This window comes from Streptomonospora salina, from assembly GCF_014204715.1.
GTDB classification, from domain to species: domain Bacteria; phylum Actinomycetota; class Actinomycetes; order Streptosporangiales; family Streptosporangiaceae; genus Streptomonospora; species Streptomonospora salina.
Genome location: NZ_JACHLY010000001.1, coordinates 3,801,068 through 3,826,056, shown reverse-complemented (window position 1 = coordinate 3,826,056; position 24,989 = coordinate 3,801,068). Strand labels below are relative to the sequence as shown.

Below are 24,989 nucleotides of genomic sequence, written 5' to 3'. Positions count from 1 at the left end.
GGTCCGTCGCCCGCGTGTCCCCCGCCGCATTTTCGCGAACGTCCCCCCAAGAAGCAGGAAGCAGGAAGGTGGACGATGACCAAACTGTCGATGCTGCTCGACCAGATCGAGGTCGGCACGGTGCAGCTGCCGGAGTTCCAGCGCGGCTACGTGTGGAACCGCGAGCAGGTGCGCGCGCTGATGACGTCGATGTACCGCGGCGATCCCGTCGGCAGCCTGCTGATGTGGGAGACCGCGGCCGAGGTCGCGGTGACCGGCGGCATCCCCGGAAACGGGACGCACCTGCTGCTGCTGGACGGGCAGCAGCGGGTGACGACGCTGTACGCCGTCATCCGCGGTAGGCCGCCGGCGTTCTTCCGCGGCGACCCGAAAGTGTTCACCGGGCTGTACTTCAACGTGGAGTCCGAAGCGTTCGAGTTCTACGCGGCGAGCAAGATGAGCGGCGACGACACCTGGATCGGCGTCACCGATCTGTTCGCCTCCGGCCCGGTGCCGTTCCTGGCGACCTTCGCCGACCGGCCCGACAAGGGACAGCGGTACCTGGACCGGCTCAACCGGCTGGCGCAGATCACCGACCGGGAGCTCCACCAGGAGAAGATCGACGGGGCCGAAAAGACCGTGGACGAGGTCGTCGACATCTTCAACCGGGTCAACAGCGGCGGCACCAAGCTGTCCAAGGGCGATCTGGCACTGGCCAGGCTGTGCGCGGAGCGGCCGGAAACGCGCGAAGAGATGCGCGGCCACCTGGACCGCTGGGAGGCGGCGGGTTTCTCGTTCTCGCTTGACTGGCTGCTGCGCAACGCCACGGCGGTCGCCACCGGCCAAGCGGACTTCAAGGCCCTCAGGGGCGTGTCCGCCGCGGAATTCGGGACCGCTCTGCGCACGTCCGTCGAGCACACCGACACGTTCCTCGACGCGGCCTCGGGCCGTCTGGGGCTGGACCACGACCGGGTCCTCATGGGCCGCTCGGCGATTCCGGTCGTCGCCCGGCTGCTCAGCGTCGACGGCGACGCCTTCAAGGACAGCGCCCGGCGCGACAAGGTCCTGTTCTGGTACATCCACTCGGCGCTGCGGGGCCGGTTCAGCGGATCGACGGAGACCTCGCTCCAAGAGGACTACAAGGCCGCCGCGAACAGCGGGGTCGACGGACTCATCGAGACCCTGGAGCGGTGGCGCGGCGGGAACCTCGACATCCGCGCCCACGATTTCGAGGCCTTCACCCGGGGGGCGCGCTTCTACCCGCTGCTGTACATGCTGACGCGGGTGATGGGCGCACGGGACTTCGGCAGCGGGCTGGAGCTGAAGGCGGAGTCGCTGGGCAAGCTGACGTCGCTGCAGATGCACCACATCTTCCCCAAGGCCCTGCTCGACAAGAGCTACAGCGCGGGACAGGTCAACGCCCTCGCCAACTTCTGCTTCCTGACCCAGCAGTCGAACCTGGAGATCGGGAAGAAGGCTCCGCAGGACTACTTCGCCGAGGCCGAGGAGCGCCATCCCGGGGTGCTGGAGTCGCAGTGGATCCCCGCCGACCCCGACCTGTGGCGGGTGGAGCGCTACCCGGACTTCCTGCAGGAACGGCGCGAGCTGCTGGCCAAGGCGGCCCGGGACTTCCTCGCCGGGTTGCACGACGGGACCCGGCCCGGCGGCGACGACACCGAGCTTGCGCCGGTGCAGCTGGTCACCGACCCCGCCGACGACAACCCCCGGGTAGTACAGGTCCGCGAACTGATCGAGGAACTGCAGCGCGACGGCTACGCCGAGCCCTCCACCGACACGAGCATCGGCGACCCCGACACCGGCCGCGAACTGGCCGTGGCCGAAGCGTTCTGGCCCGAGGGCCTGCAGCCGGGCAAGGGGGCGCCGGTGGTGCTGGAGCTCGACTCCGACCATGCGGACGTGCGCCGGCTCACGGAGCTGGGCTATGCCGTGTTCACCTCGACGGACGCGCTGCGCGGGTTCGTGGACCGGCAGAACGCCGCAGCGGCCGGAGAGGCGACCGCCGAGTCGCAGGAAGGGCCGGATCCGACGGAGGACGCGGACGGTGCCGAACCGGTCGGCTCCCCCGGCGGGAACGCCCTGCTGCGGGAGTTCGACGCCGCCATGCACGGTCTCTACCGGCGCGCCCGCGACGAGGCGGGGCACAACGACCCGCGCTTCCTGAACATGCTCTACGACCTGACGCCCCTGGAGACCGCCCGCAAACTGCTCAACGCGCCGGCGGTCTCCGACGGTTTCGGCGACCTGTGGGAGCGCGGCCGCCTGGACCTGACGGTGGAGGCGCTGGCGCTCAACACGACGTTCGCGCCGCTGTTCACCGACCCGCAGCTGTCCAGGGCCCGCACCCGCCTGGAACAGTTCGGCCACCCGGCAGCGGCGAGCTAGCCGACCGGGACCGGCCACAGGCGCCGCCGGGCGCCGCCCTACCTACGCCCGGTGGCCCTTGCCCGATGCCGGGCCGAGGACGAGGCGGTCCCGATGGGGACCGTGCACCGCATGATGGGGCTGGAGTTCCGCTTCCTGGCCGTGGTCGGCGCCGACGCCGACCGGGCCCAGCCAAGGCCTGCTGCCCCTCGCCGTGTCATCAGTGGAAACAAAGAGAACCGTACAGAGCCGGTCTCTTCTCGACATCGTCGACAGTTCGGAAGGTGCCCGATGATCAAGTCGGCCAACCAGTACCCCGTGCATACGCTCCTCAGCCACGAGGGCAATGTGATGTACAGCGTGCCGCCGTATCAGCGTGAGTACTCCTGGTACAAGCCGCAGTGGGAGGACCTCTTCGAAGACCTCATCGAGGCTGACGGGGCGCACTTCCTGGGCACGATCATCACGCTGGATCAGACCACGGACTCGCTCGACAGCAACGTTCTGCAGGTCATCGACGGCCAGCAGAGGCTGACGACGCTTACTCTGCTGCTCGCTGCAGTGCATTCAGTACTCAGGAACCATATCGATCAGCTCGACGATGACACTCGAACTGACGTGACGAACTTGAGCCGACAGCTGGTACACAAAACCGACAAGCAGCCGAGGGTGACGCCGCAGAAACAGGGGCACAATTTCGACGACTACGGACGGACCCTGGAGGAGGCCGGCTTGCCGGTCCGGGGTGAATGTAGGCCGTACTATCCCAGCCGCAGGATCGCGAAGTGTTATCGCTACTTCCGGTCGGCCATCGTCAAGCTCGCCGAGACTGAGCAGATCACGGAGCCGGAGGCTGCGCTGAGGGTCCACGAGGCGGCGTTGCAAGCGGTGATCGTGAAGATCGAGGTCGCCAACCACGCTGACGCCTTTTCGCTGTTCGAGTCGCTCAACAACCGCGGAATGCCCCTCTCGCCAGTCGACCTCATCAAGACCCACCTGCTCGCCGAGTCGGAGAAGAAGCAGGTCATGAACGTCGACGAGGCGTTCGATAATTGGAACGCCATACTCACGAGCCTGGGCGACCACTATGTTGTTCAGGAGCGGTTCCTGCGCCATTACTACAACGCGTTCAAAGCCGAACTTCCGAACGTGCCGAACGCGTCTGTGGCAAAGAAATCCAATCTGATCCGAATCTACGAATCTCTTCTCCGTGAGGATCTTCAGCGAGTCGTCGGCCAGCTGGTCGACGCCAGTCGGATCTACGGGCGGATCAACTGTGTGGTGGAGCTTGACCAGCCGACATCGCTTGATCGAGCGTTTCAGCGATTGATGCGTGCCCAAGGTGCGCCGTCCTACGTCCTGGTCATCCGGTTGATGTCGAAGCAACGCGAACTGGAGCTGACGGATTCCCATATGGAGCAAGTCGTGGACCGGCTGATCAGCTTCTTCGTCCGTCGCAATCTCACCGGGCATCCGCAGACGTACGAGTTGGACAAGCTGTTCATGACCACGATCGAGGAAATCGGTGGTACGCGAGGCGAAGATGTCCTGAGGCTGATCACTAAGCGCTTGACGGAGGCCTCGGCCACCGATGAGGATTTTCGAAAGAATCTACTGGGACGAATCTATGAGGAGAACACCGACGTCGCGCGCTACATTCTCACGACCCTGACCGAGGACGCGATGACCAGAGAGACGGATGTCAATCTGTGGCGTCGGGATTCGAACCACTACGTCTGGACGATCGAACACATTCTCCCGCAGGGCGACAACCTGCCGTCGGCGTGGCAGGAGATGCTCGGGGGCGAGGACAACGCCAAAAAGGTGCAGGAGGAGCACCGCCACAGACTCGGCAACCTCACGATCACCGCCTACAACAGCAACCTCGGCAACAAGTCCTTCCTCGAGAAGCGGGACCGCCGGGATCCTCAGGGGAGGCCCATCGGATACCGCAACGGGCTGCCGCTGAATTCTGACCTCGCCGGTCGGAAGTCGTGGACGGCCGACGACATCGATGAGCGGACGAACGCACTGGCGGACAAAGTGATTGAGCGATTCCCCCTCACAAGCATCGAGTGAGGTCCGGCGTATCGGACAGAATGTGAGACCCTCGCAATGCGCGCGCGGAGAGGCGACGAACGGATCGACCTGTGGGAGCGCGGGCCGGCTGGACCCGACGGTCGATGCGGTCGCCCTCCAGCCGAAGTTCACCCCGCTGTTCGCCGACCCGAAGCTGTCCAAGGCCCGCACCCGCCTGGAAAAGTTCGGCCACCCGGCAGCGGCCGCATCCGGGTAGTCACCGGCCCGGAAAGGAGCCGCCGGGCGCCGCCCCCTATGCCCGGCGACCCTTGCCCGATGCCGATCCGCCGCTTGCCGGTCCGGTCTGTCCGGCCTTCTCGATGGCCTCGACGAGTTTCCACACATCGGTGGAGGGGTTGCGGTGTTCGATGCGCGGGCTGTCATGCCCCTTGGCGGCCCGGATAGCGCGCTTCTTGGCTTCGGGATGCGCCTCGAAAGGGAAATCCGCAGGGAGGTGCTTTTTGTAGCCGCTGATGTACTTAGGGAGTTTCTCCGTGCACAAGACCTGCCTGTGGACAGTGGTGGTGTAGTCACAATAGTGGTAGAGGAGCCACAACTCCAGGCACGGGTTGGACAAGGCGATGTTGATGCCGCCTCGGTCCGCGATACGCAGGGCTTCCGACAGGTTGGAGTGTTCGTCTACGTCGAGCAGCACCCAAGTGTCGTCGAACCGACGGTTCTCGTCGTTTTCCCGCTGCGCATACTTCTCCGCTTTGTCGCGCTCCTGGATCGCACGATTGACCAGCGACCGCGGATCACGACCGATTCCCATATCGACGACCTCGACCGGTCGCGACTTGAGTAGGCGTTTTAGTCCACCAAGATATTCGATCTCGGTTACCAAGCCCTCACAGACGATCAGAAAGCGCGCCTTCGCCTTACGCGTTCGTGTACTCCGAGCGAGGCTCTTCTTTGCTCGAGGAGGACGATTCATCTGATTCCTTATGCAGATCAGCGAACACCGAGCGTATATCCTCGAAGGGCACGTACGGTACCGCGCCGTATCGCCCCTGAAGGTAGCCCCGTTCGAAGTTCTCTTCACCGCGGGGATGGAACTCAGCGAGGGAGTACAGTTCCGTGGCGCCCGCCGCGTCCTTCTCCGTGAACCATACCTCATCGCGCCTGAGAAGTTCACTGTCCAGCATATGCCCGAGCAGGGTGGTGTCGTGAGACGCGAAGATCAACTGCGCGCCTTTCGGGTTGACCTCGGGATCCTTGAACATCTTGAGCACGGTCGAAGAGATCATTGGGTGGAGACTGGAGTCGATCTCGTCGACGAGGAACGAAGCTCCGGAGCGGAACACTTCGACGAGCGGTCCGACCAGTCCAAGCCAAGCCTTGGTTCCGTCACTTTCCTGGTCCGGAGACAGCGCTCGCCGGTACTCCCCCTCGCCCCGTTCGAGCAGTAGCAACTCCTGTTTCCGACTCGTCAGATTGAGATCCTTGGCCAAGGTTTCATAGCTTTCCGAAAAAGTCTTCTTTAGGGCTTCCGAGTAATCCCTTTCCTCGAGTCGCCACCCCGTTACACCGAGATCAGCCAACCCGATAAGCTTGAACACCTGAGCGCTCGAATTCGAATCGGCAAGAAGACTCCGCGTGACCGACGCACGAATATCCTGGTCGGCGACATTTTGATCGGCGACACGAAATCCACCCCGTATGCCTTGGTACACTACGGAGAGTTGGTCATTTCCATGCGATGCGCCAGCCGAAAGAAAAAGAGAGTTGGACCTCGTAAGCTTACTTGTTTGTGTAACTTTACCCTTGAGTGAGCGACCAAAATGATATACATGGTCGCCGTCCTCGGAAATCTTCCTTTCAAACCATCGCTGCGGACGCCCCCGAGGGTACGCGTAGAGCCATTCTTCTCGGACCTGAGTGTCGTCTACTTCGAAACCGTAGGTATAGCGGGTCCCGTAGTGGAGTATGTCTACTTCGAAGAAAGACGGCGCTTCAGGCCCGTCGTCGTCCAGCAGGAACGGATACCGGGGCACACCGCCTTCCGGCTCCCATCGCGTGTAGGAGGTGCGCACGGCCCAACTCATCCACCGCAGCGCGTCCAGGACGTTGGACTTCCCCGACGCGTTCGAACCGTAGATGCCGGCGACCTGAACAGTCGGCGGGATCTCGCCGGCCTTGGGCTTGTCCTCTCCCCTCTTGGGGACCTCGACCAGGGACAGCTCCTGCTCATTACGGATGGATCGGTGGTTGGCGACGCGGAACCGCAGCAGCATGGCCGGTCCTCCTTCAGCGCACCCCTGCGCACGATGAGCCGCCCGGCGGGGCCGAGCGGACGGTTCGGGCGAACGGATCGACGTGGTAGCAGCATCCTATGCATCTACCTACCCGGTTACGAGGGTTTACGTCACAACTGCCGACGAAATTGCATAGGTCCTGTCGCCGCGTCGCCGGCGCGGCCCCGCCTGCGGCCCCGTGCGAGCGGGCTTCGGGAGCGGTTCAGCGGGCGTTAGGCTCGGTTGCCATGGAGAAACGCAAGCTCGGCAAGACCGGCAGGAACGTCAGCGCGATCGGGTTCGGCGCGTGGCAGATCGGCGCGGCGTGGGGAGACGTCAGCGAGGAGGACGCGCTCTCGGCGCTGCGGACCTCGGTGGAGTCGGGTGTCGACTTCATCGACACCGCCGACGTCTACGGCGACGGCCGCAGCGAGCGGCTGGTCGGTCAAATCCTCAAGGAGTACCCGCACCTGACGGTGGCGAGCAAGATGGGCCGGCGCGGGCCCCAGGAGCTCGGCGCGTACAGTCCGGGCAACTTCCGGGCCTGGAACGACCGCTCGCGTTCCGAGCTGGGCGTGGACACCATCGACCTGGTGCAGCTGCACTGCCCGCCCGACGAGGTCATCGCCTCCGAGGCGGTCTTCGACGACCTGGACGCGATGGTCTCCGAGGGCCGCATCCGCTCCTACGGGGTGAGCGTGGAGACCTGCGCGCAGGCGCTCGCCGCCATCCAGCGTCCGGGCGTGGCCGGCGTGCAGATCATCCTCAACGCCTTCCGGCACAAGCCGCTGGAGCAGGTGCTGCCGGCCGCGCGCGAGGCGGGAGTCGGCATCATCGCCCGGGTACCGCTGGCCAGCGGCCTGCTGTCGGGCAAGTACACGGCCCAGACGTCCTTCGGCGAGGACGACCACCGCAACTTCAACCGCTCCGGCGACGCGTTCGACGTGGGCGAGACCTTCTCCGGCATCGACTTCGAGACCGGCTTGGAGGCGGTGGAGCGGGTCCGCGCGGTCGTACCCGAGGGCATGACGATGGCGCAGTTCGCGCTGCGCTGGATCCTGGACCAGCCCGGCGTCAGCACGGTGATCCCCGGCGCCCGCAACGCCGAGCAGGCGCGCGGCAACGCGGAAGCGGCCTTCCTGGACCCGCTGCCGCAGCAGGTGCACACCGCCGTGCACGAGGTCTACGACGAGCTGGTGCGCCCGCAGGTGCACCACCGCTGGTGACGCCCCTCGGCGACACCGATCCGCCGCCGGGCGGGTGACACGGGCCCGGTGAGCGTTCCTCGTGCCCCGGCGCCGCGGCCCGTGCGGGTCCGGCGCCGCGGCGCCGGGGCGTTCCTGTGTCGCAGCCCCCTGCGCCGAGACCCGCCGACCCTTGACGGGCAACCGATAGGTTGCATAAATTAGCAGGCAACCAAGCGGTTGCGTTTATGATCGTCGGGTGGAGATGGACGAGGTCTTCAAGGCACTGGCCGACCCCAGCCGGCGGCGGCTGCTCGACGCGCTGAACGCGCGCAACGGGCAGAGCCTGCGCGAGCTGTGCGCCGGCCTGGACATGACGCGCCAGGCCGTCGCCAAACACGTGGCGGTGCTGGAGTCCGCCGAGCTGGTGACCACCGCCCGCAGCGGCCGGGAGAAGCTGCACTACCTCAACGCCGCGCCCATCAACGACATCGCCGACCGCTGGATCCACCGCTACGACCGCGCGAGGGCCCGCGCCCTCGCCGACCTGAAACAGGCCTTGGAGGAGAGTCCCATGAGCGGCGACGACACCGGCGGCGCGACGAGCTTCGTCTACGTGACCTACATCAGCACCACGCCCGAACGCCTGTGGCAGGCGCTGACCGACCCCGCGTTCATCGCCCGCTACTTCGAGGGCGGCGGCCCCAGTTCCGACTGGAAGGTCGGATCGCCCGTGCTGTGGAAGGTGACCGCCGACGACCGGCAGCACGACTGGGGCCAGGAGGTGCTGGAGGCCGATCCGCCGCGCCGGCTCTCCTACAGCTGGCACGGCTTCGAGCCCGAGATGGCCGAGCACACGGGGATGAGCTTGGAGGAGATCGAGGCGCACCGCCACGAGCGGCGCTCGAAGGTCGCCTTCGACATCGAGCCCGCCGGTTCGGCCGTGAAACTGACCGTCACCCACGACGGCTTCGATCCGGGCAGCGTGATGCTGGACAGCATCAGCCAGGGCTGGCCCGCGATCCTGTCCAACATGAAGACGCTGCTGGAGTCCGGTGAGACGCTGAAGCTGGAATGAGGACGCCGCGCCCGGCGGGTGCCGGCGGGTTCAGGCTCCGACCGGGCCGGGAGCGGCCTGTTCGGGTTCGGCGAGGTCGCCGGGGATGCGGGTGCCGGGCTGCAGCGGCACCAGTTCCGACTGCAGCACCGTGGTGGCCGCGCCGATGGCCGGGGCCGTGGCGGCCGACGTGGAGAGATGCACGGCGACCGGGTGGGTGGCGCGGGAGAAGAACGCGCGGTCCAGCTCCTCCTGGACGACCGGCAGGTACAGCGAACCCGCCACGGCCAGGCTCTGGCCGGTGAGCACGACCCGGTCCAGGTCGAGCACGTTGGCCAGCGTGCGGGTGGCCACCGCCAGGTAGCGCGCGGAGCGGTCCACGACGGCGCGGGCCCCCGGGTCGCCGCCGCGGGCGGCGCGGGCCACGGCGGCGAAGTCGGCGGCCACCGAGGAGCGCCGGGGTCCGCCGCCGTCGTCGTCCAGCCCCGCGGCGCGGGCGGCCCCGGCGTCGGCGCGGGCCCGGGCGACGACCGCGGCCGGGCCGGCCAGCGTCTCGGTGCACCCGCGCGCCCCGCACCAGCACTCGGGGCCGTCGGGATCCAGGCAGATGTGGCCGATCTCGCCGGCGTTGCCGCTGCTGCCGTGGTAGGGGATGCCGTTGATGAGGATGCCGGAGCCGATCCCGGTGCAGACGTAGACGGCGGCGAAGGTCGAGGAGCCGCTGACCGCGCCGGACCAGTACTCCCCCAGCGCGGCGGCGGTGGCGTCGTTGCCGAGCACGACCGGCAGTCCGGTGGCCCGCCGCACTTCTTCGTCCAGCGGGAAGTCCTCCCACTGCCGCATGATCGGCGGGGCCGGCCCCATGCCGGAGGCGGGTGTGAGCGGCCCCGGCGAGACCAGGCCGATACCCAGCACACGGGCCTCGTCGACACCGACGCCGTCGATCAGGGCGGCGACCTCGGCGGCCATGCGCTGCACGACCGCGGGCGGGTCGTCGGTGCCGGCGCCGGCGCGGGTCATCCGAGCGACGACGGATCCGCCGAGGTCGGTGAGCACGTAGGCGATTCCGGAGTGGTCCAGGTGCACGCCCACGGCGTAGCGCGAGGACTGGTTGAGCTGGAGCAGCACGCGCGGCTTGCCGCCGGTGGACTCCGCACGGCCGGTTTCCAGGACCAGCCCGTCCTCGATGAGCTTGCGCACGACGGTGGAGATGGTCGCGCCGGTGAAGCCGGTGGCGCGGATGAGGCCGACGCGGCTGATGGTGCCGGCGGCGCGGACGACGTCGAGTACCGCGGCCCGGCTGCTCGCGTGCGGTATGGCCCGAGCCGGCGCGCCCACGTGCGACCTCCGCTTCACGTCCCCTGCGGCCCGGCGCAGCGGCGCCGACCCGCCCGGATGCCTCCGGATACGTGCGCAGTCTACCGGCGCCGGGCGGCGCCGCCGCGGATGGCCGGGAGCGGGACGGCCGCGCGCCTGCGCTCGGGGCGCCGGCGGCCGCGCCCGCCGGCCGATTCCGCACTCCGGATAAAGCGTTCTTTTTTTCCGACCGGCCGGTATCGGCGAAACGACCCGTTTCGGCGGATGTCCCGTTGACGTGTTCTCCGCGGTACTTAATATTTCGACGGCAGGCGCCGGAATACCGCCGGACGCTTTCCCCCGCACGGCTCTCGAAGGAGCGGTGATATGCGACAGCGAAAACCCGCCCACCGGATTTCCGCAGCGCTCGTCGCGCTGTCGGCCGGCGCGGCCCTGCTCGCGGGCTCGGCCGCGCCCGCGGCAGCCGCCGGAACCGGCCCCTACGACGCCGAATACGAGACCACGTTCCGGCTTTACGGCCACACGATCTACCGCCCCGCGAACCTGCCCGACGACGAACAGCTGCCGATCGTCGTCTGGGGCAACGGCGGCTGCATGGCCGACGGCACCATGTTCGACGAATTCCTGCTGGAGATCGCCTCGCACGGTTTCCTGGTGATCGCCAACGGCCGCCCGGGCGGCTCCGGCAGCACCGACGCCGACATGCTCACCGACGCGATCGACTGGGCCGTCGACGAGAACGACCGGTTGTTCGGCTCCTACCGGGGCCACCTCGACACCGGCGCGATCGCGGTGATGGGCCAGTCCTGCGGCGGCATCGAGGCCTACGAGGCCTCCGACGACGACCGCGTGGACACCACGGTGCTGTGGAACAGCGGCATGCTCAGCGACCTCGACAATTGGCGGCTGAACCGGCTGGAGGCGCCCATCGCCTACTTCACCGGCGGCCCCGACGACATCGCCCACGAGAACGCGGTGGACGACTGGGACCGGATCCCGTCGGACCTGCCGGCGTTCATGGGCAGTCTGGACGTGGGACACACCGGCACCTTCGGCGAACCGAACGGCGGCGAGTACGGCCGCGTGGGCGCCGCGTGGCTGAAGTGGCAGCTCACGGGCGACGGGCAGGCGGGCGGTGCGTTCACCGGATCCGACTGCGGCCTGTGCTCCACGGACTGGGACGTCCGCCGGCGCAACCTGTAGTAGAGGCCATTCCTCCGGCTCCCCTCACGGGCCGGCGAGCGCTCCCCTTCCTCGTCCGGGGCGCTCGCCGGCCCTTTTCCGCGCGCGATTTCCGCGGCGTTTATCCGAAACGACCTGCGGCGATCCGCGGGAATCCGCCGCGGAGTGCGGAACATCCCTGGCGGCGGGGAGCTATACCGGTTTACCCTCGTGCTGCAATCACCCCTCCGGGCGAGGTGGCACACACTGGGGGGATTCGCGCGCCGAGCGGGTGTATTCCGTATTCCCAGGAGCCGTAAATGCCGAACCACCCACGGGCGCGGCGGCTGACCGCAGCCGCGTGCGCCCTCGTTTTCGCAGCACTGAGCCAGGCGGGAACCGCCGCCGCCGACGATTCCCCCGCCGCGGGCGGCCAGGACGCGTCCGCCGCCGATACCCGGCTCCCGCTGGAGCGGCTGCAGGTCACCGACACGCGCACCGGCGCCGACCGCCTCGCCCGGCCCACCGACATCGAGTCGACGGGCGACGGCAGCGGCCGCATGCTCGTCACCGAAAAAGAGGACGGCGCCGTCCGCGTCTACCACCCCGACACCGGCCTCGCCGCCGACCCGCTGCTGGACATCGGCGACCGCATCACCAGCGACGGCAACGAGCAGGGACTGCTGGGGATCGCCGCCCCGCCCGACTTCGCGAGCGACCCCGAGATCTACGTCGCCTACACCGCCGCCGAGGACGGCACCCTCACCCTCGCCCGCTTCCCGATGGACAGCCCCGACCAGGCGACCGTTCCCGCCGACGGCGAAGAGGTGCTGCTCACCGAGGAGCACGGCGACTACACCAACCACAACGGCGGCGAGGTGGAGTTCGGCCCCGACGGCCACCTCTACTGGAGCCTGGGCGACGGCGGCGACGCCGGCGACAGCCTGGACAACGGGCAGGACCTCACCAGCCTGCTGGGCACCATCGTGCGCGTGGACGTGCGCGACTCCTGCGGCGACGCCTACTGCGTACCCGAGGACAACCCGTTCGTCTCCGACGACGACGCCCGGTCCGAGATCTGGGCCTACGGGCTGCGCAACCCCTGGCGGTTCTCCTTCGACCCGGCCGACGGGTCGCTGTGGATCGCCGACGTGGGCCAGGGAAGCTGGGAGGAGGTCAACCACTTGGAGGCCGGCGACGGCGGCACCAACTTCGGCTGGCCCTGCCGTGAAGGACCCGACGAGTTCGACGCCGACCGCTGCGAGAGCGGCGGCGACTACACCGATCCGGTGTTCTCCTACGACCACCTGGACGGCAACTGCTCGGTGACCGGCGGCACGGTCTACCGCGGCGGCGAGTACGCCGGCATCGCCGACGGCACCTACGTCATGGCCGACTACTGCAGCGGAAACGCCTGGGGTATCCGCCCCACGGGCGACGGCGACTACACCACCGAGCGCATCGGCGAGCTGCCCATCCAGGTCACCGCGTTCGGCGCCGACGCCTCCGGCGAGCTCTACGCCGTCACCGACCTGCCCGGCGGCCTGCACCGGGTCGGGTTCGAGGCGCTGCCCCCGCCCGTGTACTGCACCGTCGACTACACCGTGGACAGCGAGTGGGGCGACGGGTTCACCGCGTCGATGGAGGTGACCAACACCGGCGAGGATCCGGTCGAAGGCTGGACCGCCCGGTGGGACTACACCGGCGGCCAGCAGGTCTCCGACGGCTGGCAGGCCGACATCACCCAGGAGGGCACGACCGTCTCGGCCGCCGACCTGGGGTGGAACGCGACCATCCCGGCGGGCGAATCGCGGCGGTTCGGCGTCCAGGGCACGTTCGACGGCGGCAACCCGGCGCCCGAGGAGTTCCGGGTCAACGGATCGGTCTGCGAGGGCTGACGCCCGGATCCTGAGCGCCCCGCCCCGGCCTCCCGGCAGGGCCGCGGCGGGGCGCTGCGGCCCGGTCCGCAGCGGATACGCCGGCACCCCCGCGCACGGCGCGGGGGTGCCGGCGTCGTCGTGCGGCCGCGGCGCGATCCTTGCCCCCGGGGCGGCGTCGTTGATTGACTTACTTAATTTGGTGACGTAAGAATCCAACTGCCGTCGGCGCACGCGCCGCCCCTGCCCCGCCGACCGCGGCGGCCGATCCTGGAGTGATAAGCACATGAAGCGTCAGACCCTGCACGAGGACTGGCTGCTGGCCGCGACGGCCGGACCGGTGCCCGAGGAGATCGCCGGGCGCACCGTCCCGGCGCAGGTACCCGGAAGCGTGCACACGGACCTGCTCGCCGCCGGCCTCATCGGCGACCCCTACCTCGACACCGCCGAGGCCGGCCTCACCTGGATCCACCGGACGGCGTGGCGCTACACCCTCGCCTTCGACGCCGAGGCGCCGCAGCCCGGCGAGCGGGTCGACCTGGCCTTCGACGGACTGGACACCGTCGCCACCGTGCGCCTCAACGGCCACCGCATCGGCAGCACCGCCAACATGCACCGCACCTACCGCTTCGACGTCCGCGACGCGCTGCGCGGGGGCGCCAACGAACTCACCGTCGACTTCGCCCCCGCGTTGGACCACGCCGAGCGGGAGCGCGAGCGGCTGGGCCACCGCCCGCACACCAACGCCCACCCCTACAACATGATCCGCAAGATGGCCTGCTCCTTCGGCTGGGACTGGGGCCCCGACCTGCAGACGGCCGGCATCTTCCGGCCCGTGCGGCTGGAGCGCTGGACCGGCGCCCGCATCACCGGGGTGCGCCCGCTGGTCACCGTCGGCGACGACGGAACCGGCCGCGTCGAGGCGCATGTTGGCGTCGAGCACGCCGACCCCGCCGGCGCCGCCCCGGTCGTCACCGCGCGCGCGGGCGGCCGCGAGGCCCGCGTCGCGGTGCCCGCCGGAGCGAGCGAGGCGGTGGCCGTGATCGAGGTACCCGACGCCCGCCTGTGGTGGCCGGCCGGCTACGGCGACCAGCCGCTCTACGACCTCGACGTCGCGCTGTCCGACGCCGGCGGCGCCGCGCATCCGCAGGCCGGGCTGGATGCCGCGCACCGCCGGATCGGGTTCCGCACGGTGGCCGTGGACACCTCCCCCGACGCGTACGGCGCGGGCTTCACGGTGACCGTCAACGGCCGGCCCGTCGCGGTCAAGGGCGCCAACTGGATCCCCGACGACCACTTCCTCACCCGCATCACCCGCGAGCACCTGCAGCGCCGCGTCGACCAGGCGCTCGGCGCCCACATGAACATGCTGCGGGTATGGGGCGGCGGCATCTACGAGACCGAGGACTTCTACGACGTCTGCGACGAGCGCGGCGTACTGGTGTGGCAGGATTTCGCGCTGGCCTGCGCCGCCTATCCCGAGGAGGAGCCGCTGGCCGTGGAGTTCGAGGCCGAGGCGCGCGAGAACGTCGCCCGCCTGTCCTCGCACGCGTCGCTGGCGGTGTGGAACGGCGGCAACGAGAACCTGTGGGGCTTCGCCGACTGGGGCTGGCAGCGGGAACTGGCCGGAGCCACGTGGGGCGAGGGCTACTACTACGACCTGTTCCCGCGCGTGGTCGCCGAGCTCGACCCCACCCGCCCCTATGTCGAGGGCAGCCCGTGCAGCCCCGGCCACCGGCCCGGCGGGGTGCACCCCAACGATCCCGACCACGGCTGCCGCCACGAGTGGGAGGTGTGGAACCAGGTCGACTACACCCACTACCGCGACACGGTGCCGCGCTTCTGCGCCGAGTTCGGCTTCCAGGGCCCGCCCACCTGGACGACCCTCACCACGTGGATCCACGACGCTCCGCTCACGCCCACCTCACCGGCGTTCCTGATGCACCAGAAGGCCGCGGACGGCAACGGCAAGCTGCACCGCGGGATGCAGGGCCACCTGCCCGTGCCGGAGGACTTCGCCGACTGGCACTGGGCCGCCCAGCTCAACCAGGCGCGGGCCGTCGCCTTCGGGGTCGAGCACTACCGGTCGTGGTGGCCGCGCACCGCGGGCACCCTCGTGTGGCAGCTCAACGACTGCTGGCCGGTGACGTCGTGGGCGGCGGTCGACGGCGACGGGCGCCCCAAGCCGCTGTACTACGCCCTGCGCCGTGCGTACGCGCCGCGCCTGCTGACGTTCCAGCCGCGCGACAGCGGGCAGGCGCTGATCGCGGTCAACGACACCGACGCGGAGTGGCACGGCGGCGTGCAGCTCCAGCGGCAGGACTTCTCGGGCGCGGTGCTGGACACCGCTAGTATCGGGCTGGCCGCAGGGGCACGGTCGGCCGTCCGCCTGGAGGTTCCCGCGTCCCTGCTCACCCCGGCCGATCCGAGCAAGGAGCTACTCGTGGCCGCCACCGACGACGCGCGCACCGTGCACACCTTCCGCGAGGACGTGGAGCTGTCCTACGACCCCGCTCCGCTCAGCGCGCAGGTCACCGCCGTTCCGGAGGGCTACCGCGTGGACGTGCACGCGCACAGCTTCGCCCGCGACGTCGCGATCCTGGCCGACCGGGTCGCTCCCGACGCCGAGGCCGACGACATGCTGGTGTCCGTCCCGGCCGGGCGGACGCACTCGTTCACCGTGCGCACCGCCGCGCGCATCGCGCCGGAACGGCTGACCGACCCGCAGGTGCTGCGCTGCGCCAACGGGCTGGCCGCGCACCCGACCGGCGCTGCATGAGCCCGCCGGTCCGCCCCGCCGCGGCCGGCGCGATCGGGCTGGTGCTGGCGCGGCCGGCGCACCTGCTCAGCGTCGAACCGTTCTTCATGGAGTTCATCGGCGGGATCGAAGAGCGCCTGGCCCGGCTCGACATGTCGGTGCTGCTGCACATCGTCGCCGACCAGCGGGCCGAGCTGGACACGTACCGCCGGTGGGCGGCGCGGGGGCTGGTCGACGCGGTGGCCGTGGTCAACCTGACCGTCGGCGACGAGCGTCCGGGCGTGCTGTCCGAGCTGGGGTTGCCCGCGGTGCTCGTCGGCTCCTGGGACGGGCAGCCGCCCGCCGCGTGTGTGCGCACCGACGACGCCGCTCCGGTGCACGAGGCGCTGGAGCACCTGCTGGGCCTGGGCCACCGCCGTGTGGCCCGGGTCAGCGGGCCCGCCTCCCTGCTGCACACCCACAGGCGCACCGCTGCGCTGGACGAGGGGTGCCGCGCGGCCGGCGCGGAGCCGCCGGTCGTCGTCGAGGGCGACTACTCCGCCGAGTCCGGGGCCGAGCTGACCGCCGCGCTGCTGCGGCGGCCGCACGCGCCCACCGCCGTCCTGTACGACAACGACGTCATGGCGGTGGCGGGCCTGCAGGCGGCCGCGGACCTGGGAGTTTCGGTACCCGCGCAGGTGAGCCTGGTGGCCTGGGACGACTCGACGCAGTGCCGGTTGTCGTCGCCGCCGCTGACCACGATGAGCGTGGACGTCCACCAGTACGGGGCCGCGGTCGCCGAGTCGGTCCTGGAGGCCGCCGGCGGCGGGCCGGTAGCCGACCGCCGGTCGCCGCCCGCCCGCATCACCCCTCGGGGAAGCACGGCCCGCCCGGGGGTACACGCTGCCGTGTGACGGCGGGGCGGATCCCCGTGCGGGGCCCGGTGGGGCCGTTCGGGCCGCCCGCACGCGTCGGACCGCCCGGGCGGTTCGCGCCGTCCGTGCTGTTCGGGCGCGCCGGCCGTCCCGATACCGGGCCCGGGAAACGCTACGTTCGGAGGTGTCGGGGATTGCGCCCGCGCGCTCCGGGGTACCTCCGCCCCGGCCGGTGGGCACGGACCGGCCCCCGGTGCGGCGCGGCCGCAGCCGGTACCGTCGGTCCGCCGAATCGCAAAGGAAGTTCACCGTGCACCGTCCCACCATCGCCGATATCGCCCGGGCAGCGGGAGTCTCCAAGGGATCGGTCTCCTACGCGCTCAACGGCAGACCCGGAGTCTCCGAGGCCACCCGGCTGCGGGTACTGGCCATCGCCGAAGAGCTGGGCTGGGCACCGAGCACGGCGGCACGCGCGCTGTCGGACGGCCGCGCCGACGCGATCGGGCTGGTCGTCGACCGCCCCGCGCGCACACTGGGCCTGGAGCCGTTCTTCATGGAGCTGATGTCGGGGGTGCAGACCGCGCTGTCGCCGACCTCGACGTCGCTGCTGCTGCAGGTGGCCGCCGACCAGGACCACGAGATCCGCACCTACCGCCAGTGGCACGCGCAGCGGCGCGTGGACGGGGTGCTGGTGCTGGACCTGGTCGACGACGACAAGCGGCCCGCGGCTCTGGAGGAGATGGGCCTGCCGGCGGTGCTGGTGGGCGGGCCGCTGCCGGACGCGGCCCAACCGTGCGTGTGGTCCGACGACGCCGCCTGGATGGCGATGGCCCTGCGCCACCTCGCCGACCTGGGCCACCGCCGCATCGCGCGCGTGGCCGGTCCCCCGACGCTGATGCACACGTCGCGGCGGACGCGGGCGTTCGAGGAGTCGGCGGCCGAGTTGGGGATGGACGGCCGCGCCGTGGTGCACGCCGACTACACCGACGAGGCCGGCGCCCGGGCCACGCGCGGGCTGCTCGCGCAGGCGCCGCGGCCGACGGCGGTGATGTTCGACAACGACCTGATGGCGGTCTCGGGGCTGAGCGTGGCCCAGGAGATGGGATTCGCGGTGCCCGCCGACCTGTCGGTGGTCGCCTGGGACGACTCCCCGCTGTGCCGCATGACCCGACCGGCCCTGACGGCGATCGCCCGCGACGTGAACGGGTTCGGCGAACAGGCGGCCCGGGCGCTGCTGGACGTGCTCGCCGGCCGCCCGGCCGAGGACCGGCGCGCCGCCGACGCGGGTCTGGTGCCGCGCGCGAGCACCGCCCGCCCGCCGGAGGCGCGGTAGTGCCGGCGGGACCCGCTCCGGGGCCCGGCGCCCGCGGGTCCCCGCAGGGCCGGGTGTACGCTCCCGGACGGCGACCGGGGGCGGACCAGGCGGCCATGACCTGAGGAATCGTAGAACGTAACCGGTTCAGCGCCCGGCTGTTCCGGTCGTCGGCGGACCACCCGGCCGCCGACCGGACCCCGCGCGGCCATCCGCCGCGGACGGGTACACGTGTGTAGGAAGGACGCCGCCATATGGACTTCTCCGCCGACGATCCGGCCCCGCCGGAGTGGACGCGAGAGCAGGGGGACGGACTCGTCGCCTGGGCCGGGCGCTCCCGGCAGGAGCACGGGTTCGCCTGGCTGGACGACGACGGGCGGGCGCGCGAAGAGCAGGGCGTACAGGCCTGGATCACCGCGCGCACCACCCACGTCAGCGCGCTGCACGCACGTGCACACGGCGGTGCGGCGGCCGGTCTCGCCGAGCACGGCGTACGCAGCCTGCGCGGGTCGCTGCGCGACGCCGAGCACGGCGGCTGGCTGTCCACCGTGGCCTTCGACGGCTCCCCCGTCGACACCGACAAGGCCGGATACCAGCACGCCTTCGTCCTGCTGGCCGCCTCCACCGCGGCCTCCGCCGACGTCCCGGGCGCCGCCGGCCTCCTCGACGACGCGGCGGCGACGGTGCTCGACCGGTTCTGGGACGCCGAGACCGGGCGCGCGGCCGAATCCTTCGACCGCTCCTTCTCCCGCGGCGAGGACTACCGCGGCGCCAACAGCAACATGCACATGGTCGAGGCGTTCCTCGCCGCGGGCGCGGCCACCGGCGACCCCGCCTGGGCGCAGCGGGCGCTGTCGATCGCCGACTTCCTCATCCGCGGCCAGGCCGCCGCGCACGGCTACCGGCTGCCCGAGCACTACACCGCCGACTGGCGCGTGCTGCCCGACTACAACCGCGACCGCCCGGCCGATCCGTTCCGCCCCTACGGCTGGACCCCCGGCCACTCGCTGGAGTGGGCGCGCCTGCTGCTGCACGTCGAAGCCGCTCTGGAGGAGCCGCCCGCCTGGTTGGCGCCGGCGGCCGAGGATCTGCTCTCCACCGCGGTCGCGGCGTCCTGGGCGCCCGACGGCGCCGACGGGTTCTGCTACACGCTGGACTGGGACGACCGCCCGGTGATCGGCGAGCGCATGCACTGGGTGGCCACCGAAGCGTGCGCCGCTGCCCACGCCCTGCACACCCGCACCGGCGACCCCGGCTACGCCTCCTCGGCCCGGCGGTGGTGGGCCCACGTGCGGGAGTACTTCGTCGACACCGCGCAGAACTGGCGCCACGAGACCGACCCGCACGGGCGTCCCAGCGCCACCGTCTGGAGCGGCCGGCCCGACGTGTACCACGCTTACACTGCGCTGTCGTTCGCGGCGGGAACGCCGATCCCCGGCTACGCGGTACGCGGGGCCGGGGCCGCACCCGAGGGGAGGACGCACGCGTGAGCACGCACGGACACGCGCAGGCCGCGCAGCACCGGGCGGCGGCGCAGGAGGCTCCGCAGGCGGCGATCGCCGGCGAGCACGTGATGGACCTGCTGCCGGAGGCGGGCGGCGTGCTGCGGCCGGTGCCCGGCGGCGGACCGGCCAACATCGCCGTGGCCACCGCCCGGTTGGGCACACCCACGATGCTGCTGTCGCGGTTCGGCGGCGACGCCTTCGCCGAGCGGCTGCGCGCGCGGATGGCCGCGGAGTCGGTCGACCTGAGCCGCTGCCCGGCCGGTCTGGGCTCCTCGGCGCTGGCCGTGGCGACGCTGGCCGACGACGGGTCCGCGCGCTACGACTTCTGGTTGGAGGACGCCCCCGACTGGTCGTGGACGCGCGCCGAACTCGCCGGCGCGCTTCCGGACTCGGTGCGGGCGCTGCATCTGGGGTCGATCGCGGCGCTGCGTCCGCCCGGCGACGCCGAACTTCTGGAGCTGGCCCGCAGCGAAGGGCGGCGCCGCATCGTCACCTTCGATCCGAACGTACGTATGGCGACGCTGCCCGGTCCCGACCGCGCCCGCGCCCGCGTCGAGGACTTCTGCCGCGTCAGCCATCTGGTCAAGGCCAGCGACGACGACCTCGCCGAGCTGTATCCCGGTACCTCCGCCGAGGAAGCGGCCCGGCACCTGCTGGGGCTGGGTCCGCAAGCGGTGGTGGTCACGCTCGGCGGCGCGGGCGCCTTCGCGCTCAGCGCCCGAGGGCGCGCCGACGTGTCCACACCGCGGGTGGCGGTGCACGACACGATCGGTGCCGGCGACACGTTCATGGCGGCCCTGGTCAGCGAGTGCGCCTCGGGCGGCGCGGTGCCGACGGGTGCGGAGGATCTGCGGGCGCTGCTGGCGTCGGCCGCCGCCTGCGCCGCGATCAACTGCACCCGCCCGGGCGCCGACCCGCCCACGGCCGCCGAGCTGGCCGGATTCGGTTGAGCCCGGCCGAGCGGACGGGCGGCCGGCGGCGGTGTCCGATCGGATGCCGCGGCTGACCGGATGCGGTCAGAGGCGGGGGTTCCGGTGTCGGCGGAGGTGTCGCATCCGTCGGCGAAGAGCGGGCGGAACGGACGGAACCGGCACCGGATGACGACCGTCCTACGGGATGCCGCGACGCCGGGCGGTCAGGCAGTGGCCGACCGGTGGCCCGACCGGCCGACGACGGCGGGTCGGGCCGTTCAGCACCCGGCTTCACCGGCCCGCTGTACGCTTTTCTGGCCCCCAGAATGCGCATAAGCCGCAAAAGCCGCACTCACGACTCACAGGGACCTCCGTGTACTCTCAGTATCCACCCCAGCCCCAGCCCTACCCGGCGCCCCAGCCCGAGAAGAAGCCCAACTACTGGCTCGTGGGGTGCTTCGGCTGCGGCGGCGCGCTGGCCCTCGTCCTCGGAATCGTCATCATCTTCGCCGTCATCGTCAACACCGGCGGCGACGACGAAGCCGGCGGGGGCTCCGGCGGCGACTCGGGCGACTCCGCACCGGAGCAGGGCGAGGGCCAGGGCGGGGACACGGCGCCCGCCGACGAGGAGCCGGCCGACAGCGGCGCCCCCGTCGAGATCACCGCCGAATCCGCCGAGTACCAGACCACCGTGTTGAGCGACGGCGACGACTACGTCGCCGTGAACGTCACCCTCACCAACAACACCGGTGAGAGCCTCGACGTCAATCCGCTGTACTTCAGCATGGAGGACGCCGACGGCCAGACCGTCGAAGCCGACCTGTTCGAAACCACCACCCAGGACGACGCGTTCGAGGCGCTCGACCTGGCCGACGGCGAGAGCGAGAGCGGCGTCGTGCTCTTCCCCGGCTCCTCCGAGCCGGTCTCGGTCACACACTCCGGCGTGATGGGCGAGGCCCACACCGCCGAGGTGAGCTGAACCCGCCCGACACGACTCGGCCCGGCCGGTCCCGCACGGACCGCCGGGCTCCCCCGTTTCCGGGGCGGCGCCGGGGTCCGACATGCCGCGGTGCGGTCGGCGGGTGCCGCGCGATCCCCGCTAAGGTGGCGCTATGGCTTCCATCACCGATCCCCGGGTGCGCGAACTCCTGAACGAGGGCACACGCACCGGCACGCTCGCCTACACGGCGTCCGACGGCCGTCCGCTGGCCGCGCCCATCTGGTTCGTCCTCGAAGGCGACACGATCGTCTTCAACACCGGCGCGGACACGGCCAAGGGCCGGGCCATCGCCCGCGATCCGCGTCTGGCGCTGGTCGTCGACGTCGAGACGCCGCCGTATGCGTTCGTGCAGGTCCAAGGCGTCGCCGAGGTCTCCGAAGACCCCGATGAGCTCCTGCGCACCGCCACCGTCATCGCGGGCCGCTACATGGGGGCCGAGCGCGCCGACGAGTTCGGCCGGCGCAACGGCGCTCCGGGGGAACTGGTCGTGCGCGTGCGCCCGGCGAAGGTCGTGGCCGGCTTCGAGATGGCAGACTGACGCCCGCGGATCTACCGGTGCGGCGGTTCGCCCGTGACGACGTGGTCGGCGTGGTTGACGGCTTCGAGGACGAGGCGGCGCAGGTGTCCGTCGCGCAGGCGGTAGATGGCGCGCCGGGACTGCTTGCGCGACTCCACCAGCCCGGCCAGGCGCAGCTTGGCCAGATGCTGCGAGACGGCGGTGCGTGAAGCGGCGCAGGCCTCGGTGAGCTCGGTGACGTCGGCTTCGCGGTTGCCCAGGACCCACAGCAGGTGCAGCCGGGTGGGGTCGGACAGGAGCCGGAAGACGTCGGCGGCCACGGCGAGGCGCTCCGCCTCGGGCGGCGTCTCGTGGGACAGGCTCGGGGCCGCGGTCTCTCGGGTCTCCATACGGGCAGTCTAGGTCCGCGCCGGGCATCGGGGGCGACGCGGCGCCGCCGGCCTGGTGCCGCGATCAGCTGCGGCCCGCCGCCGCGCGGGTGCGCACCGCCACCGGAGCCGGCGTCGGCACCGCACCGCGCCACAGCAGCGCGGCGGCGCCGCCCGCCACGGCGGAGACCGCGGCGGTGCCCGCGAAGGCCGCCTCGGGGGCGAGCTGGGTACCCGCCCATCCGGCCAGGGGGTAGGTGGCCAGGAAACACGCGTGGGACAGGGAGAACTGCGCGGCGAACAGCGGCGGCAGGCCGCAGTCCGCGCCGCTGTCGCGCAGCACCCGGCCCGTGAGGGTGGCCACGAGCGAGCATCCCGCGCCCAGTGCGGCCCAGGCGGCGGCCAGCGGTACAGGGCCGGGCGCGATCGCCCACCCGGCGGCGAGCGCCCCCGCGGCCGCCGCCGCCAGCACCGGGCCCGCGAGCATCACCGGCCGCACACCGGCGGGCATGGGCAGGTGCGGCAGGGTCAGTGCCACGGCCATCGATCCGGCGCCGAAGCACCCCAGAGCCAGGGCGACGCCGGTGTCGGTCCCGCCGAGCGGTCCGCGGACGTAGACGACGGTGTCGACGAGCACGAGCGCCGTCGGAGCGGCGACGGCCAGGTTGAGCGCCGCCAGCGCCCGCAGCGGCGGCCGGGCCGCGAAGGCGCGCATCCCGCCCAGCGCACCCGCCAGCCGCGACGGCGACCCGCGGCCGGTGGAGCCGGGCAGCCGGGTGCCCGCCACCAGCAGCGCCGACGCGGCGAACCCGGCGGCGGTGCAGACGAACAGGCCGCTGAACGGCACGGCCAGCAGCAGTGCGGCGGCCAGTGCCGGGGAGGCGACCGCCTCCAGGTCGTAAGCCAGGCGCGACAGCGCCAGGGCGGAGGTGTAGTCGGCGTCGTCGACGATCTCGGGGATGAGGGCCTGGAAGGCGGGGGTGAACGCGGCCGAGGCGGTCTGCAGCAGTGCCACGAGCGCATACACCTGCCAGAGCTGGTCGGCCCAGGGCAGAACCGCGACGGCGCCGGCGCGCACGGCGTCGGAGCCGACGAGGACGGCGCGCCGCGGCAGGCGCACGGTCAGCCCTGCCAGCAGCGGCCCGGCCACGACGTAGCAGACCATCTTGATCGTCAGTGCTGTGGCCATGACGCGGGAGGCGTCGTCGCCGGCGAGCCGGAAGGCGAGCAGTCCCAGCGCGACGGTCGCGAGGCCCGTGCCGGCCAGAGCGACCACCTGCGCGGCCAGCAGCCGCCGGTAGGTTCGCGCTCGCAGTAGCAACCCCAGCATGGCGCCTCCTCACCGCACGGCCCCGGCCGCCCTCCGGACGGCGCCAACATAACAAACATGTGCGTATATGCGCACTCGTGTGATGCGACGTCGTGCGGGAACCGGAAGGAGAGCGCCGGCGGGGCGGGCGGGGACTCCGCCGAGTGGCGGGTGCGGCGGTGGATCCCCTGGCATTCAGCGGGTAAAAAGGCGGCATGCTGCCCACGCTGACCCTCGAATCGCTCCGCTCGGCGGTGCGCCGGCTGCTGACAGGCGGGGTCTGGCTGTGCCCCATCCTGCCCGCCGACGCGCTCCGCGCCGCGGCGGACGACGACCGCGCCGGGCGGTCCGCGCGCGCCGTCGACCCGGACCCCGCGCGCGTCGAGGAACTGTGGTCGGAACTGATCCGCCGGGAACTGCCCGACTGGTGACCGCCGAGGGGCGGCAACGGTCCGGACGTACCGCGCACTGCGGCACAAAAACGGCCTCGGGGCCGGCTCCGGCCCCGCCGCCCCCGGGAACGGCCGCCGGCCCAGACGCCGCTCCGACCGAACGCACCGCGATGGCTGCGACCGTCACCACCTGCGACGAATATCGCACCTGTTGCGACATGAACCCGGCGCTACGGGGTAAAGAGCGCACAGGTGCACCGGGCCGTTCCCACTGCGCAGCGGGGATCGGAACTCCGGGCGCCGCCGCGGTCTGGGAGGATCCCCGTGTGCCGCATGGGCCCGGCCGCTCCCCAGCGGACACACCGGCCGCTGCCGGATCGGGCCTATCATGGCGCCCCGGCGGCGACAGCCCGTTCGGCGGCACCCGCGAGTCGCGGGCCGCGAAACCGCTCGACGGCGAACGAGAGGAGCGTTGCGAAGGCGAAGAAGAAGCGATGAATCTCGCGATTTCGACTCCGTGTCGCAACCGCGGAGCGCAGTAGCCGCTGCGCTAACGTCAACACGCACGAACCGGGGCGTTCATTGCTCCGGCGCGACAGCGCCGGGGTCAATATCCTATAACCATCCGGCAGGCAATAGCGAAGTCTGTCCCGTTTGGCCGTAGGGTTTCCGGTCGAGGACTGCGAATAGCGCAACGGAATGTACTCCGGAACCAGCTGCGGTCCCGTGCAGGCACCTTCACGGGGTCGGGAGGAGAGGGCCAGGCCCTGCACAGCGAAGGCGCGTCTCGAAG

At 71.0% G+C, this 24,989-nt stretch carries 20 protein-coding genes; 15 read left to right on the top strand and 5 right to left on the bottom strand.

From position 1 onward, the window contains the following. The first annotated feature begins 75 nt into the window (after positions 1 to 75). The 3 genes from HNR25_RS17270 (at position 76) to HNR25_RS17260 (ending at position 4,657) form a co-directional block, all read left to right on the top strand. Positions 76 to 2,382 (top strand): GmrSD restriction endonuclease domain-containing protein, encoded by a 2,307-nt coding sequence (locus HNR25_RS17270; RefSeq protein WP_184636748.1) that lies wholly within the window; start codon positions 76 to 78, stop codon positions 2,380 to 2,382. 111 nt (positions 2,383 to 2,493) lie between these two features. Beyond that, the gene (locus tag HNR25_RS17265) at positions 2,494 to 4,440 is read left to right on the top strand and encodes a DUF262 domain-containing protein (protein ID WP_221457653.1); all 1,947 of its coding nucleotides are present in this window, start codon (positions 2,494 to 2,496) and stop codon (positions 4,438 to 4,440) included. Positions 4,441 to 4,462: 22 nt separating this feature from the next. Next, positions 4,463 to 4,657: a hypothetical protein gene (locus HNR25_RS17260; RefSeq protein WP_184636746.1), complete on the top strand. Its 195-nt coding sequence runs from the start codon at positions 4,463 to 4,465 to the stop codon at positions 4,655 to 4,657. A gap of 36 nt (positions 4,658 to 4,693) precedes the next feature. Here HNR25_RS17260 and HNR25_RS17255 read toward each other — a convergent pair whose 3' ends face one another. After that, positions 4,694 to 5,374 (bottom strand): RloB family protein, encoded by a 681-nt coding sequence (locus HNR25_RS17255; RefSeq protein WP_281387571.1) that lies wholly within the window; start codon positions 5,372 to 5,374, stop codon positions 4,694 to 4,696. Then, a complete protein-coding gene (locus tag HNR25_RS17250) occupies positions 5,319 to 6,674 on the bottom strand; it encodes an AAA family ATPase (RefSeq protein WP_184636742.1) in 1,356 nt (451 codons plus the stop codon). Before HNR25_RS17250 ends, HNR25_RS17255 begins: the two co-directional genes overlap by 56 nt. Before the next feature lie 248 nt (positions 6,675 to 6,922). On the opposite strand from HNR25_RS17250, the gene HNR25_RS17245 reads away from it, so the two are divergent. Next, positions 6,923 to 7,900, top strand: a complete 978-nt coding sequence (locus HNR25_RS17245) for an aldo/keto reductase (protein ID WP_184636740.1) — start codon at positions 6,923 to 6,925, stop codon at positions 7,898 to 7,900. A 223-nt stretch (positions 7,901 to 8,123) separates the two neighbouring features. Then, positions 8,124 to 8,936 (top strand): ArsR/SmtB family transcription factor, encoded by an 813-nt coding sequence (locus tag HNR25_RS17240; RefSeq protein WP_184639459.1) that lies wholly within the window; start codon positions 8,124 to 8,126, stop codon positions 8,934 to 8,936. A gap of 30 nt (positions 8,937 to 8,966) precedes the next feature. Here HNR25_RS17240 and HNR25_RS17235 read toward each other — a convergent pair whose 3' ends face one another. After that, positions 8,967 to 10,253 (bottom strand): ROK family transcriptional regulator, encoded by a 1,287-nt coding sequence (locus HNR25_RS17235; protein ID WP_184636738.1) that lies wholly within the window; start codon positions 10,251 to 10,253, stop codon positions 8,967 to 8,969. A 345-nt stretch (positions 10,254 to 10,598) separates the two neighbouring features. Between HNR25_RS17235 and HNR25_RS17230 the strand changes: the two genes are divergently transcribed. From HNR25_RS17230 to HNR25_RS17190, 9 genes are all read left to right on the top strand, one after another. Beyond that, positions 10,599 to 11,435 carry an alpha/beta hydrolase gene (locus tag HNR25_RS17230; protein ID WP_184636736.1) on the top strand — a complete coding sequence of 279 codons (837 nt, stop codon included), beginning with the start codon at positions 10,599 to 10,601 and terminating at the stop codon, positions 11,433 to 11,435. A gap of 278 nt (positions 11,436 to 11,713) precedes the next feature. Then, a complete protein-coding gene (locus HNR25_RS17225) occupies positions 11,714 to 13,291 on the top strand; it encodes a PQQ-dependent sugar dehydrogenase (protein WP_184636734.1) in 1,578 nt (525 codons plus the stop codon). A gap of 265 nt (positions 13,292 to 13,556) precedes the next feature. Next, the gene (locus tag HNR25_RS17220) at positions 13,557 to 16,049 is read left to right on the top strand and encodes a glycoside hydrolase family 2 protein (protein ID WP_184636732.1); all 2,493 of its coding nucleotides are present in this window, start codon (positions 13,557 to 13,559) and stop codon (positions 16,047 to 16,049) included. Then, positions 16,046 to 16,921 (top strand): LacI family DNA-binding transcriptional regulator, encoded by an 876-nt coding sequence (locus HNR25_RS17215; RefSeq protein WP_184636730.1) that lies wholly within the window; start codon positions 16,046 to 16,048, stop codon positions 16,919 to 16,921. The genes HNR25_RS17220 and HNR25_RS17215 overlap by 4 nt, the downstream gene beginning before the upstream one ends. A gap of 271 nt (positions 16,922 to 17,192) precedes the next feature. Beyond that, positions 17,193 to 18,215 (top strand): LacI family DNA-binding transcriptional regulator, encoded by a 1,023-nt coding sequence (locus HNR25_RS17210; protein WP_184636728.1) that lies wholly within the window; start codon positions 17,193 to 17,195, stop codon positions 18,213 to 18,215. A gap of 233 nt (positions 18,216 to 18,448) precedes the next feature. Continuing rightward, a complete protein-coding gene (locus HNR25_RS17205) occupies positions 18,449 to 19,684 on the top strand; it encodes an AGE family epimerase/isomerase (RefSeq protein ID WP_184636726.1) in 1,236 nt (411 codons plus the stop codon). Further along, on the top strand, positions 19,681 to 20,649 hold the full coding sequence (locus tag HNR25_RS17200; RefSeq protein WP_312862589.1) for a PfkB family carbohydrate kinase: 969 nt from the start codon (positions 19,681 to 19,683) through the stop codon (positions 20,647 to 20,649). The genes HNR25_RS17205 and HNR25_RS17200 overlap by 4 nt, the downstream gene beginning before the upstream one ends. 334 nt (positions 20,650 to 20,983) lie before the next feature. Next, positions 20,984 to 21,589 (top strand): DUF4352 domain-containing protein, encoded by a 606-nt coding sequence (locus HNR25_RS17195; protein WP_184636724.1) that lies wholly within the window; start codon positions 20,984 to 20,986, stop codon positions 21,587 to 21,589. Between the two features lie 133 nt (positions 21,590 to 21,722). Continuing rightward, entirely contained in the window at positions 21,723 to 22,148 is a 426-nt protein-coding gene (locus tag HNR25_RS17190) for a PPOX class F420-dependent oxidoreductase (RefSeq protein WP_184636722.1), read from the top strand. Between the two features lie 11 nt (positions 22,149 to 22,159). Here HNR25_RS17190 and HNR25_RS17185 read toward each other — a convergent pair whose 3' ends face one another. Together HNR25_RS17185 and HNR25_RS17180 are read right to left on the bottom strand one after the other, a co-directional pair. Then, positions 22,160 to 22,516, bottom strand: a complete 357-nt coding sequence (locus HNR25_RS17185; RefSeq protein ID WP_184636720.1) for an ArsR/SmtB family transcription factor — start codon at positions 22,514 to 22,516, stop codon at positions 22,160 to 22,162. 64 nt (positions 22,517 to 22,580) lie between these two features. Further along, positions 22,581 to 23,825, bottom strand: coding sequence for an MFS transporter (locus tag HNR25_RS17180; protein WP_184636718.1), 1,245 nt, complete (start codon positions 23,823 to 23,825; stop codon positions 22,581 to 22,583). 194 nt (positions 23,826 to 24,019) lie between these two features. Between HNR25_RS17180 and HNR25_RS17175 the strand changes: the two genes are divergently transcribed. Next, on the top strand, positions 24,020 to 24,235 hold the full coding sequence (locus HNR25_RS17175; RefSeq protein WP_184636716.1) for a hypothetical protein: 216 nt from the start codon (positions 24,020 to 24,022) through the stop codon (positions 24,233 to 24,235). Positions 24,236 to 24,989: the final 754 nt, after the last annotated feature.